The organism is Acidihalobacter aeolianus, from assembly GCF_001753165.1.
GTDB classification, from domain to species: Bacteria; Pseudomonadota; Gammaproteobacteria; order DSM-5130; family Acidihalobacteraceae; genus Acidihalobacter; species Acidihalobacter aeolianus.
On record NZ_CP017448.1, the window covers coordinates 506196 to 518903 of the forward strand.

Sequence of the window (12708 nt, forward strand, 5' to 3'; positions counted from 1 at the left end):
CTGTCTGTTCCAGCCCCGACAGCGGCCGTTCAACGCCTAAGCTCACCGGCGGTAATGGAGCGCAGCGGAATTGCCGTCCGGTGCAGCGCCTTGTGTACGCCCGACATGGGCATGAACTGATGGGGTGAAAGTCCCCTGTAGGAGTACCTGTATAGTCCATGCGGACGAATGTAACTACTAGCCGACGGCAAGGGCAAACCCGCGAGGGGATGTCTGAAGGAAGCCCGAGCGCAAAGGTGCGAGCCGACGGACAGAAATCGCATAGAAGGCTCAGTCCCCGGGCGAGTCAGCACAAGATGACGAAGCCCGCCAGGTGCAGGGGATAGGGTAAATGCGGCGGTTGTGCACCGAAAGTTCATGTCCTTATTCGGGGAGATCTGCCCGGCTTGCGGCCGTGTTGGGTTATGGGAGCCGGACTGAGGCCCACGGCGAAAGTCGTGGAACCGCCACCGGACCCTACTGTCCATCTGCTGCAGCGCGTCTTGCGGTAACGCAGGACGTGACCGGGCAGAAGTCAGCAGAGGCCATAGTAGGCGGCCGGGGACGGAATCCCCGCCGGTGAAGGGCCGAACATGAGAAACCAAGGAGGAGCTGTGAGTCACTCGCCACCATCGCCGAACCCGACCGGGGGAGATGCGTCGCGGCGTGGTCTCACGCAGCCAGCCTTGCACGAGGAGTTGATGGCGCGGGTCCTGGACAGTGCGAACGTGCGACGCGCATGGAAGCGGGTAAAGACCAACAAGGGTGCTCCCGGCATCGACGGGATGCGCATCGAGGACTTTCCCGAGTTCGCCCGGACGAACTGGCCACAAATCCGCCAGCAGCTTGCCAATGGTATCTATCAACCCCAGCCGGTGCGTCGGGTCTCGATCCCGAAGCCGAACGGGGGCGAGAGGTTGCTGGGGATCCCGACCGTAATCGACCGGGTGATCCAGCAGGCCATCGCGCAAGTACTCACGCCGATCTTCGATCCCGAGTTCTCGGAATCGAGCTTCGGCTTCCGACCGGGGCGCTCCGCCCACGGAGCAATCAGACAGGTACAAGGCCACATCAAGGCCGACTACCGCATCGCCGTCGACCTGGACTTGGCGAAATTCTTCGACAACGTCCGGCACGATATCCTTATGGTCAGAGTGGCCAGAAAGGTGCGCGACAAGCGGCTGCTGGCCCTGATCGGTCGCTACCTGCGGGCGGGTGTCCTGGTCGGGGAGTCCATCCAGGCAACGGAAATCGGCACGCCGCAGGGCGGGCCGCTCTCTCCGCTGCTGGCCAATATCCTTTTGGACGACCTTGACCGAGAACTGGACGGACGTGGCCACCGGTTTGCCCGCTACGCGGACGACCTGGTGATCCTCGTCAAGACTTTCAGAGCCGGAGAACGGGTGAAGGCGAGCGTGACCCGTTTCCTCACCCGAAAGTTGGCACTGGTGGTCAATGAGCAGAAGAGCCGGGTAGTGAAGACCAACGACTGCACGTTTCTCGGGTTTACGTTTCGGGGAACGAAGCTGCGCTGGTCCGACCGCGCCTTCGAGGACTTCAGGCACCACGTCCGGCGATTGACCGGTCGTTCCTGGGGCGTCTCGATGGCATACCGATTCATGAAGCTCGCCCGGTACGTGCGAGGCTGGATGGGTTACTTCGGCATCTCGGATTACTACCGACCGCTCCCCGAGATCGACCATTGGCTGCGCCGCCGGGTGCGCATGTGCTACTGGAAACAGTGGCGCTATGTGCGCACCAAGGTCCGCCACCTGGTGGCCTTGGGGACGTTCAAACGCCAAGCGATCCTGACGGCGCTCAGCAGCAAGAGCTACTGGCATCTATCCCGCACGCTGGCGACACAATCCGGAATGACGAATGAGTGGCTGAAACGCCAAGGGCTGATCGGTATCCGCGATCTGTGGATGAAAGCCCATGGCTATGCTTGATCTCCCTGTGTGCTTCTTTCTTATGAACCGCCTAGTGCGGACCCGCATGCTAGGTGGTGTGGGGAGGGCGGGCTAAACACCCGCCCTTACCCGATTAGCCGTTTTATACATAGCCTGGTATTCGACGGTGCTTGTTTGCCATTCTTATGTATTCGATTCGTGGTCGCTGATTAGCGTCAAGCGGTAGATGAATTTTTTTGTCCAAAAATGACTTAAACTCCTTAATCCCACCATCCAGTTTATGTTGTTTTAGCTCATCTGCCTTTTCCGCATTTAGCCTCATCACATAGTTTTCATCGAGATAAATCAAGCAATTGTCGTATGCTCTATGAAATGTCGGAGATAGAGACATCCCATTTGTAACATGATCACTGCTATCTCCTGAAGGCACAGGTAGAATGTGAGCAGCATCCACAAGGCGCAATTGGAGTCTTGTAACTGCACATCTGTTGTCATAGGCACTTAATACAATTTTTCTGAAGTTTGCGTCACGCGAGTACCTGCTGACATTTTCCACAATGAGTTTTCTTTTTGCCGTAAGTGATGAAATATCCTGCTCAGGGATCTCTTGTAACTCGACAGCCTTTGTTAGCAATTCTGTAAGATTGCTTTCAGCGCCATATAGATGCAACGGCTCGGCGTTCAGGCAATATGTTAGAAACTGATCTGGCCGAACCCCAATTGCTATTTCGTCATTATCTTTAGTGACGAATGAGAGACCATTTTGTAACGCCGAATGTATCGCGGAGATTCCTATTTGAACTGAGGGAGACCCCGCAGTAAATGTGCTGTGTTTCTTTAAATCAAAGCCTGCAAACATCTTTAAATCTGGGTTATAGCCCATGAGTACAGTCAATCCGCTTGGGTTCTTCTGTAATGGTGAAGACACAGATGTCATTTGTATTCTGTACTCATCGGGCAATGAAACCCGACCGCCGTGGGTGAGCGTCCACATGTAAACCCAAAGGCTGTATGTGTTTCCTAAAAAGCTAACGATAAACTTGCGAGGATGTGTTCTAACAGTCTCAGAGACATAAGCAGCCACGCCGCCAGATTGCTGAATCGCGTCAATTAGTTCGTTGACAATCAGTGTAGGGCTAACGGCTGGCATCTTTTTCTTCCTTTGTGCTTTGTTTGGCGGGACGGGCCTTTCCCCCGTCAACTGGTAACGGCTCTTCATTATCAACGCCATTCCATAATGCACCAGGATGAGAAAGATTGTATGTAGGAATTTTTCTTTCTAACGACTTGACCGGGAATCTCAACCTTCCGCCCTCAATGTATTCTTTCTCTAACTCAACGCAAACCCATTTTCGTTCAAGCCTTTCGGCGGCCTCCCCCGTAACACAAGACCCACCAAATGGATCAAATACAAGATCACCTTTGTCTGACAACATGCGTATGAAATATTCCGGCAAATCAACAGGGAATCTTGCTGGGTGTGGCTTAATTCCATTTTCTTTGCACTTGGTCAGATATGCGGAGTTGCTTTCAGTATTGGCAATTGCAATTAAATTTGGAGGAATAGAAGCGCCATTATCTTTGGAAAATTTATCGCTAATATCGTGTCCGCTCGGGCGCATCTGGGCTTTGTACCCATTCTTTAGCAATCCCTTCATCGACTCACTATAAGGAACCAAAATCCTACGATTGCTTGCTTTCGGCCACGGTGTCTTTGATAGCCACCATACGCAATTTATGGCATCTTTGACCCTGATTCGCCTAATATTTACCCATTCTGCGGGGGTGGGTAATTTAGATGGGTTCCACCAGAAAAAATCTTGCGCCAGGTGAAATCCATACTCGCGACAAAGCATGATCATTAGCTCATAATGATATAGTGATCTGGTTGGTTGCCCCGGTATCCACGCGCCACCAATATCTATTACGAGTGACCCGTCTTCTCGAAGGATTCTATGAAACTGTTCCGCAAAAGGGCGGAACCAATCCAAATATTCATGTGCATCTGCGTTGCCGTAGTCCTTCTTTCTCACGAGCCCAAATGGCGGAGATGTCATTATGAGATTAACTTCGCCGTCTCGCAGTGTAGGCATATACGCTAACGAGTCTGCGTGATAGATACTTCCAAATTGCGTTTTATAGAATTTCTTCATGGGTTCCTGATCTGTTTAGTTTTGTACGGCTAACAGTAAATATAGAGACCGATGGGTCCGGACATTCTTTAATATGGAGACGCGAGCGAATCGACTATAACCATTAGATTTCGTTACATCATGTTACCTCACATTTTTGTCTCTATATGCATGCATGAATACAGGGACACGCGGATGCACCCATGACTCCCATGCGCTATTGTTCGGTTTTTATCTACAGGAGCGATTCTCATGGGGTCAAATCCCACACCGTCTGTTTGATTTGGTCTCCATCGTTTGCCGCCGTCGGCATTACAACCCACTGTATCCACTGAGCTACCACTACCAAATCCATTTTAGAACTGTATTGGGCTGGGATTCAGCACAAAGCAGCCTTTCATATGCCTGTTTCGGCAGACACCTGACCGGCCGGATGTGGTCGAAAGCACCAACCAGTTCAGACAAGCATCCACATAACGGACACTACCAGAATCAGCTATCTCCATCACAGACGTAGTCAACCACATAGTTAGAGATAGGGCCCGGTGATAACAGTTGGTGTTTCAATCAGATAATTTGGATACCCTTTTTTATCTGCGATACAGGACTGGGCGAAATGAGGCGCTCCCGGGGTAAGCTGTGAGGCCGCCCCAAGACCGGAGAGCACGATGCCGCGCAAGCCCGCACACCTGCCGATGGCGGCCCTGGAAATCCCGCCCCGCAGCACGCCTTCGAACTACCCCGAACCCTTCGCCTCGCGCATGGCGGGGCGCGAAAAACGCGCGCTGGGCGACTTCTTCGGGCTGACGAATTTCGGCGTCAACCTGACGCGCCTGCAGCCGGGGGCGGTTTCCGCGCTGCGGCATGCGCACACGCGCCAGGACGAATTCCTCTATATCCTCGAAGGCACGCCGACCCTGCATACGGACGAAGGCAGCTTCCCGCTGTGGCCGGGTCAGTGCGTGGGTTTTCCCGCCGGCGGCGGCAACGCCAATCATCTGGTCAACGAGTCGGGCGCGGACGTGCTGTACCTGGAGGTCGGCGACCGCACCCCGGGCGATGCCGCGAGCTATCCGGACGACGACATCCTGGCGCAGGCGGTCGAGGGCGGCTGGGCGTTCACGCACAAGGACGGCACGCCGTATCCCTGAGCGGTCAGCGGTCCGGCAGCCTGCGCGCGAAGCGCAGGATCGCCACCAGCACCGGCACCAGCCCGATCAGCGGGACGAGGGCATAGGGCAGCGACCAGGGGCTGCGCGGGGTCGGCGCCCATGGCCCGGCCAGCAGCGCGAACAGCAGCAGGAAGACGCCGAAGGCCAGGATCAGGCGCCCGCCGTAGGCATTGATCGCGTACCAGTTCCGCCGGGAGGCGAAGGCCTTGCGGATGCGGACGCCGTAGAAGTGGTTCATCGGCACCTTGCGCAGGATCAGCGGGATGGACAGCACGATGAACGCCAGACCCATTCCGGCATGGACGTAACGGATCGGCAGGATCATGTGCGCATCCTCGGTCGAGATGCCGCCGATTATCCGGCTGCCGGTGCAGCGCCACAATCCTGCTGCGGCCGTGCTCATGGTGAGCCCATGGATTCGACAGGGCGGCGGTCCTACACTCAGGCAATGATGGGTCGCCGCATCCGACCGAGGCGGTCAGCGGGAGCGTCAAGTCATGAAAATCTACGGCGATGCCGGTTCCGGCAACTGCTACAAGATCAAGCTGTTGTGCGGTCTGCTGGACATTCCCCACGAATGGGTGGCGGTGGACATCATGGCCGGAGGGACGGACACTGGGGCATTTCTGCGCATGAATCCCAACGGCAAGATCCCGGTGGCGGAATTCGACGACGGAAGATATCTCGCCGAGTCGAATGCGATCGTGAACTACCTGGCGCGCGGCAGCGCCCTGCTCCCCGATGATCCCTGGCGGCTCGCAAAGGTGCAGGAATGACAGTTTTTCGAGCAGTACAGCCACGAACCCTATATTGCCGTCGCCCGCTTCATCGCCCGCTACCTCGGCCTGCCGGAGGCGCGCAGGGCGGAATACGAGGCCAAGCAGGCCGGCGGCCGCAAGGCGCTCGGGATCATGGAACGGCAGCTCGCGGAGACGCCCTACCTGACCGGGGACGACCTCGCCACGGCCGACATCAGCCTGTATGCCTACACCCACGTGGCGCATGAGGGCGGTTTCGATCTCGCGGCGTTCCCGGCGGCCGGTCGGCCGTCGTCCCTGTTGCAAATCCGAGTGCGTGGGTGGGATTTGGCGTGGCGTTTGCATACGTCAACGCCATCGTTCGCGGCGCGTGAACGACAGACCGCCACACCGGCGACATCGACCAGCAGCCCAGGGAGGATCCCGCATGACCTATTCCATCGTCGCCCGCGATCCTGACACCGGCCATTTCGGCCTGGCCGTGGCCAGCCGTTTCTTCGCCGCCGGCGCACTCGTGCCGCACATCCGCGGGGGCGTCGGCGCGATCGCCACGCAGGCCATGGTCAGCCCGCTGTACGGCGTCGACGGCATGCGCCTGCTCGCCGAGGGCATCGCGCCGGAGGAGATCGTGCGCCGGCTGACCGAGGCCGATGAGGGACGCGCGTTTCGCCAGCTGCATCTCATCGACGCACACGGCAACAACGCCGCCTACACCGGTTCCGAGTGTACGGACTGGGCCGGCCACCGGGTGGCCGAGAACGTGTCCGTGGCCGGCAACATCCTGGCCGGTCCGGAGGTGGTCGACGACATGCTGAGCGCCTACCAGGCCGCGCTGGACCTGCCGCTGGCGGATCGCTTGCTGCTGGCCCTGGAGGCGGCCGAGGCCGCGGGCGGCGACAGCCGCGGTCAACAGTCCGCGGCGCTCGAAATCTATCGCGACCAGGACTACCCCTGGCTGAGCATCCGCACCGACGACCACGGCGACCCGCTGCGCGAACTGCGCCGGCTCTACGAGGTGGCGCACGAGGGCTATATCCATTTCGCGGACATGTTGCCGACGCGCGCAAATCCGCATGGCGTGACCGATCGCGGCGAATTCCGCCGCCGCATCGACCAACTCGAAGCCGAATATGCGGCGAACGGCCGGGTTTCGGTCTCGTTCGCCACGAACCGGGAGACCGGCGAGGGCTGATCCGGGACCTCGGCAAGACATTCATCACTCGGCGACAAAGGGGGAAGCCGATGCAAGCAACGACTCCAGCCACACATGGGCCCGACGGACGGCCGCGCGCCCGCGGCCTGGGCCTGCCGCTGCCGGGCGAACCCGGACCGGCCAACGCCATTACCGATGTGCCCGGCGTCGCAGTCGGCTACGCCACGCTGATCGAGGGCGAGGCGGTGCGCACGGGCGTGACCGCCATCCTGCCGCGCGCGCCGGAGGCGCTGCTGAATCCGGTGTGGTCGGGCACGTTCAGCATGAACGGCAACGGCGAGATGACCGGCACGCACTGGATTCGCGAGGCGGGCTGGTTCACCGGGCCGATTACCCTCACCAACACACTGTCGGTCGGCCTCGCGCATCACGCCACGGCACGCTGGATGGCCGAGCGCTTCCCGGCGATCGGCGAGGAGGTCTGGATCCTGCCGGTGGCGGCGGAAACCTTCGACGGCTACCTCAACGACATCGCCGGTTTCCACGTCACCGAGGCGCATGTGCGTGCGGCCATCGACGGTGCCCGGGGCGGCGCCCTCGCCGAGGGCGCGGTGGGCGGCGGTACGGGCATGATCGCCTACGAGTTCAAGGGCGGCACCGGCACCGCCTCGCGGCGCGTGGCGGCGGGCGGCGGACACTACACACTCGGCGCGCTGGTGCAGGCGAACCACGGTCTGCGTCCCTGGTTCAACGTGCAGGGCGTGCCCGTCGGCCGGGCCATGCCGGGCGCGCCGATCTGGAACGCCGAGCGCGGTTCTATCATCGTGGTGCTGGCGACGGACGCGCCGCTGCTGCCGAACCAGCTCGAACGTCTGGCGCGGCGCGCGGCCATCGGCATCGGCCGCGGCGGCACGCCTTCGGGCAACAACTCCGGCGACATCTTCATCGCCTTCAGCACCGCCAATGACCCCGGTCCGCTGCCGGAACCGCCGCGGCTGAACCTCGAAGCGCTCGGCAGCGACGAACTCGACGCCCTGTTCATGGCGGCGGTGGAAAGCGTGGAGGAGGCCGTGCTGAACGCGATGCTCGCGGCGGACACGATGACCGGGCGCAAGGGCCGCCGCGTCGAGGCGCTGGATTCTCGGCGCTTGATAACGCTGTTCGAGTCGGGCGGCGCCTAGTCTAGGAATCGTTCAGCGGCTGCCGGTCGCCAGCCTGATCCCCAATCCGATCAGCGCCACGCCGGCCAGCCGCGTGGCGAGGACGCGCGCGAAGGGCGCGGTCCGGAGGCGCCGCGCGACGGCGTTGCCAAGCGTCACCAGACCCGTCTGATAGAGGAAGCTAAGCAGGGTGACGTGCAGCATCATCGCGGCCAGCGTCGCATGCGAGGCGCCGGGGCTCAGGAACAACGGAAAAAAGGCCACGAAAAACAGCATCACCTTGGGGTTGGTGAGGCTCACGGCCAGCGCCTGGCGGAAATAGCGCCAGGCGGGCTGTCTGGGTTCGTCCCAAGCGGGCGCGCCGTGTACCGGCCGGCGCAGGAGCTGGAAGCCCATCCACATCAGATAGCCGGCGCCGAACCATTGCATCGCGTGGAACAGGGCCGGATTGGCGTGCATCAGCGCGGCGAGGCCGGCGACGGCGGCGAGCATGTAGACGAGATCGCCGCACAGCGTGCCGAGCACCGCACCGAGGCCCGCGCCGATGCCGTTGCGCGCGGTGGCGTTGAGGTTCGCGATGGTGCCGGCGCCCGGAATGAGCTGGAATACGAGGATCGCGGCGATGAAGCTTTCGTAGTGCTGAATGCCGAACACGACCAGTCTCCGGGATTGCACAAACCGGGCAAGGCATTCTCGCGCAGCCTGTGGCATGCGGTCCACACTGCCGGGCCGTGGGCTGCGCATGGACAGAATGATCATCGGCCAAGCCGTATATGGGAGGGTGAATGCAGAAACGAGTTTATGGTGAATTGCTAGGCTTGTTCGGCTGGCTGCTAAGTACCTTCGTCGCGGCCGGAGTCGGCGCCGTGGCCTCGTTGGGTGCGTCGGCATTTTACACGCAGTTGATCCGCCCGGTTTGGGCGCCACCGGCCGTGCTGTTCGGACCCGTATGGACAGTGCTTTATACGATGATGGGGGTGTCTGCCTGGCTGATCTGGGGTCTGCATACGCAGCGAACACGCACCGCGCTGAATCTGTTCTGGGCTCAGCTTGTCGTCAATGCGCTCTGGTCCTGGTTGTTCTTCGTCTGGCACTTGGGGGCTTGGGCCTTCGTCGAGATGCTGATCCTGCTGGCACTGATCGTTGCCACAACCGTGGCCTTCTGGCGCTTTAGCCGAACCGCGGCGCTGCTTCTGATGCCTTATCTGGCCTGGGTCTCTTTCGCCACGGCGCTGACGTGGTTCGTGTGGCAGCACAATCCCGCGCTGCTCGGTTGACTGAGGCCCACTGATTTGGGACTCACAGAGGCAAGCTGATGCGAAGTGGATCGGATAGACGCGTATTCGTCGCCGGCGCCGCCGGCGCGATCGGCTGGCCACTGTGCCGGCTGCTGGTCGCGGACGGCTGGACCGTCTTCGGCACCACTCGATCTACCGAGCGGGCCGTGCGGCTGCGCGGCATCGGCGTCGAGCCGGTTGTGGTCGATGTGTACGACGCGGATGCGCTGCGCGAGGCGGTGGCGGCGGCGCGGCCCGATGCGGTCGTGCACCAGCTCACCGACCTGCCGCCGGGCCTCGATCCGCAGCGGATGGCCGAGGCGCGCGTGCGCAACGCGCGTATCCGCGACGTCGGTACGCGGCATCTGATCGCCGCCGCGCAGGCGGCGGGTGCGCGACGGATGGTGGTGCAGAGCATCGCCTTCGTCTACGCGCCGGGCCCGCAGCCGCACCATGAGGACGACCCGCTGGAGCCGGAGGCGCTGGCGGCCTTCGAACGGCAGGTGCTCGATGCGCCGCTGGAAGGCTTGATCCTGCGCTACGGGCGTCTTTACGGCCCCGGCACGGGCTTCGACGCGCCGCAGGATGCGCCGGCGCCGGTGCATGTGGAGGCTGCCGCGGATGCGGCGCGGCGGGCGCTGACGCAGGGCGCGCCGGGCGTCTACAACGTGGCCGAGGACGACGGTGCGGTCGACAGCGGCAAGGCGCGCACTGCGCTGGGCTGGGACCCCGCCTTCCGTCTGGCGGACTGAGCCGTTAGCGCGCCGGCCGCGCCGCCGTTTCCCAGGCGAGCAGCGCGCGCTTGCGTTCGAGGCCCCAGCGGTAGCCGCCCAGGCCGCCGCTTTCGCGAATCACCCGATGACAGGGAATCAGCAGGGCGACGGGATTCGCGCCCACCGCCTGTCCCACCGCGCGGGCGGCCCCGGGCCGGCCGATGGCCTCGGCGAGGCCGGCGTAGCTCGTCAGGCGACCCGGCGGAATGGCGAGCAGGGCATGCCAGACCCGGGTCTGGAAGTTCGTCCCGGTGACGTGCAGCGACAGCGGCCGATCCAAGGCCGCCGTCGGGTCGAACAACGCCGCGACCGGTTGCGCCGTGCGTGCCGGATCGGGTGCGATATCCGCGAGCGACCAGCGCGCGCGCAGGCCGTCGAGCCCGGCATCCGGTGCATGCGGGTCGACAAAGGTCAGATCGCAGATGCCCTTTTCGGTCATGGCGACGAACACCGGGCCGAAGGGCGTTTCATGCACGCCGTAGCCGATGCGCAGGTCGCGACCGCGCGACTTGAACTGCCCCGGCGTGACCGCCTCCAGGTGCACGAAATGCTCGTGCAGGCGCGAGCCGCTGCTCAGCCCCACCGCATCCGAGACCTCCAGCAGGGAAACCGGCTTGCTCAGCAGCGCCTTGGCGTGCTCCAGCGTCAGCGCCTCCAGGAAGCGCTTCGGCGTGATTCCGGCCCAGCGGGTGAACAGGCGCTGGAAATGGAACGGGCTCAAATGTACCTGCCGGGCGATGGCCTCCAGCCCCGGCTGTTCGTCCGCGTGCGCGCAGATGTATTCGATGGCCGTGGCGATGCGCGCATAGTCCGACCTTCGCCCGGTCGCGCGCGGCGAGGACGGGGGGGCGACATCGGTCGGGGCGGCTCGGCGCATGCGACAGACTCGTGCGGGAATCGACAGTTGCACGATAACGGGCCTGCCGGCGCGCCACAATCCGCTTCTTGCGCTGACGCAGCGCGCACGCAGATCGTGCCTCAGGGGATGCGCCGCCAGGCCCAGAGCGCCACGGCGATCTGCAGTGATCCGCCGAGCGACATGGCGAGGGTCAGTCCGCGGACGTCGGGGTGGAACACGGCGTAGAGCGTACCCAGAACGGCGACGCCAAGGGTGGCACCAGCCATCCGCGCGACGTTGACGAGGGCGGCCGCGCTGCCGGAGTGGCGTGGCTCGACCGCGCCGACGGCCGCGCCCATGAGCGGTCCGGTCGCCAGCCCCATGCCGAGACCGGCCAGCACCAGCCCTGCCTGCGAAGCCGCAAGCGTACCGTCGGCGACGCTGCCGGCGACCACGAGCAGGCCGACCCCGATCATGCCCAAACCGCCGCCGATTACACTGCCCAGCCCCAGCCTGCGCGTGAGATGTCCCGAAAACGGTGAGCTGAGGGCAAACACGAGCGCCATCGGCATCAGCGCGAAACCGGCGCCGGCAGGCCCCAGCGTACCAGCGGCCTGCCAAGTCAGCGGGAGCAGAAACACGGCGCCGTACATGCCGAAGGTCATGATGGCCGTGGCCGCCATCGCGCCCTGAAAGACCGGCTGGCGAAATAACGGCAACGGCACCATGGCGTCATTGCCATGACGGCTTTCGACCCGCACGAACAGCGTGCCCGCAATCGCCGCGATCGCCAGCGCCATGGCGGACAGGATCGGCGCGCGCTGCAGCTCGATGCCGGCCAACGCCAGTGCGCCCAGGCTCAGGGCGCCGAACACCTGGCCGCCCACGTCGAAATGGCGACCCTCGCGATGTGCCGACTCGGGGATCGTACCCAGAGCCAGTGCGGCGGCCAGGAGCGCGAACGGCAGAGCCAGGACAAACACGCTGCGCCAGCCGAAGGCATCGATGAGCAGCCCGCCGGTTACCGGCCCGATGGCGAAGGCGAGCCCGTTGCAGGCCGCCCAGATGCCGAGCACCCGCGCCCGTCGCTCGGCATCCGGCCACAGCACGCGTATGAGTGCGAGCGAAGTCGGCATCAGGCATGCGGCCCCCAGGCCGGCCAGCACGCGACCCGCCAGCAGCGTATCGATGCCGGGTGCCAGCGCGCAGATCCCCGAGGCAACGGCGAACACGGCTGCGCCGGCGACGAACACCCGGCGACGGTCGAACAGATCGGCTAGCAGGCCGCCGCTGAGCAGCAGGGCGGCGTAGACGAGGTTGTAGGCGTCGACCACCCACTGCAGGGTGGCGACCGGGACGCGGAAATAGCGCCCGATGGGCTGTACCGCAAGGTTCGTGACGGAGGTGTCGATCTGGACGATGAGCACGGCGCAGCAAAGCGCGGTCAGTATGGCGATTTCGCGCGCGGGCGCGGTGCGATTCGTCGAGGTATTCATGGCTGAGAGGCTGTCGTTGGACATGGTAGACCTGCATGCGCTGCGTGAGAGGGACGACTG

Annotated in this window: 14 protein-coding genes; 8 read left to right on the top strand and 6 right to left on the bottom strand. The window is 62.7% G+C overall.

Annotation, left to right across the window (positions count from 1 at the left end):
• Positions 1 to 680 precede the first annotated feature (680 nt).
• A complete protein-coding gene (gene ltrA / locus BJI67_RS02340; protein WP_197513367.1) occupies positions 681 to 1928 on the top strand; it encodes a group II intron reverse transcriptase/maturase in 1248 nt (415 codons plus the stop codon).
• A gap of 103 nt (positions 1929 to 2031) precedes the next feature.
• Here ltrA and BJI67_RS16590 read toward each other — a convergent pair whose 3' ends face one another.
• Both BJI67_RS16590 and BJI67_RS16595 read right to left on the bottom strand, forming a co-directional pair.
• The gene (locus BJI67_RS16590) at positions 2032 to 3039 is read right to left on the bottom strand and encodes an HNH endonuclease (protein ID WP_231940887.1); all 1008 of its coding nucleotides are present in this window, start codon (positions 3037 to 3039) and stop codon (positions 2032 to 2034) included.
• The gene (locus BJI67_RS16595) at positions 3026 to 4042 is read right to left on the bottom strand and encodes a DNA-methyltransferase (protein ID WP_083250566.1); all 1017 of its coding nucleotides are present in this window, start codon (positions 4040 to 4042) and stop codon (positions 3026 to 3028) included. The genes BJI67_RS16590 and BJI67_RS16595 overlap by 14 nt, the downstream gene beginning before the upstream one ends.
• 647 nt (positions 4043 to 4689) lie before the next feature.
• Between BJI67_RS16595 and BJI67_RS02345 the strand changes: the two genes are divergently transcribed.
• The gene (locus tag BJI67_RS02345) at positions 4690 to 5172 is read left to right on the top strand and encodes a cupin domain-containing protein (protein WP_070071658.1); all 483 of its coding nucleotides are present in this window, start codon (positions 4690 to 4692) and stop codon (positions 5170 to 5172) included.
• Between the two features lie 4 nt (positions 5173 to 5176).
• On the opposite strand, the gene BJI67_RS02350 is transcribed toward BJI67_RS02345, so the two are convergent.
• Positions 5177 to 5596: an SdpI family protein gene (locus BJI67_RS02350; protein ID WP_070071659.1), complete on the bottom strand. Its 420-nt coding sequence runs from the start codon at positions 5594 to 5596 to the stop codon at positions 5177 to 5179.
• A gap of 94 nt (positions 5597 to 5690) precedes the next feature.
• On the opposite strand from BJI67_RS02350, the gene BJI67_RS17720 reads away from it, so the two are divergent.
• The 4 genes from BJI67_RS17720 (at position 5691) to BJI67_RS02365 (ending at position 8285) form a co-directional block, all read left to right on the top strand.
• Positions 5691 to 5969, top strand: a complete 279-nt coding sequence (locus BJI67_RS17720; protein WP_197513246.1) for a glutathione S-transferase N-terminal domain-containing protein — start codon at positions 5691 to 5693, stop codon at positions 5967 to 5969.
• A 135-nt stretch (positions 5970 to 6104) separates the two neighbouring features.
• Positions 6105 to 6410: a glutathione S-transferase family protein gene (locus tag BJI67_RS17725; protein ID WP_197513248.1), complete on the top strand. Its 306-nt coding sequence runs from the start codon at positions 6105 to 6107 to the stop codon at positions 6408 to 6410.
• Complete coding sequence (locus tag BJI67_RS02360; RefSeq protein WP_070071660.1) at positions 6379 to 7143, top strand: DUF1028 domain-containing protein; 765 nt, start codon at positions 6379 to 6381, stop codon at positions 7141 to 7143. Before BJI67_RS17725 ends, BJI67_RS02360 begins: the two co-directional genes overlap by 32 nt.
• Positions 7144 to 7193: 50 nt before the next feature.
• Positions 7194 to 8285, top strand: coding sequence for a DmpA family aminopeptidase (locus BJI67_RS02365; RefSeq protein WP_070071661.1), 1092 nt, complete (start codon positions 7194 to 7196; stop codon positions 8283 to 8285).
• Between the two features lie 12 nt (positions 8286 to 8297).
• Here the strand turns inward: BJI67_RS02365 and BJI67_RS02370 are convergent, their stop codons facing one another.
• The gene (locus BJI67_RS02370) at positions 8298 to 8918 is read right to left on the bottom strand and encodes a LysE family translocator (RefSeq protein WP_070073897.1); all 621 of its coding nucleotides are present in this window, start codon (positions 8916 to 8918) and stop codon (positions 8298 to 8300) included.
• Between the two features lie 131 nt (positions 8919 to 9049).
• On the opposite strand from BJI67_RS02370, the gene BJI67_RS02375 reads away from it, so the two are divergent.
• A complete protein-coding gene (locus tag BJI67_RS02375) occupies positions 9050 to 9541 on the top strand; it encodes a TspO/MBR family protein (RefSeq protein WP_070071662.1) in 492 nt (163 codons plus the stop codon).
• Positions 9542 to 9579: 38 nt separating this feature from the next.
• A complete protein-coding gene (locus tag BJI67_RS02380; RefSeq protein WP_070071663.1) occupies positions 9580 to 10293 on the top strand; it encodes an NAD-dependent epimerase/dehydratase family protein in 714 nt (237 codons plus the stop codon).
• 4 nt (positions 10294 to 10297) lie between these two features.
• Here the strand turns inward: BJI67_RS02380 and BJI67_RS02385 are convergent, their stop codons facing one another.
• Positions 10298 to 11191, bottom strand: coding sequence for a methylated-DNA--[protein]-cysteine S-methyltransferase (locus BJI67_RS02385; RefSeq protein ID WP_083250567.1), 894 nt, complete (start codon positions 11189 to 11191; stop codon positions 10298 to 10300).
• A gap of 101 nt (positions 11192 to 11292) precedes the next feature.
• Positions 11293 to 12672 carry an MFS transporter gene (locus BJI67_RS02390; RefSeq protein ID WP_197513250.1) on the bottom strand — a complete coding sequence of 460 codons (1380 nt, stop codon included), beginning with the start codon at positions 12670 to 12672 and terminating at the stop codon, positions 11293 to 11295.
• Between the last annotated feature and the right edge of the window lie 36 nt (positions 12673 to 12708).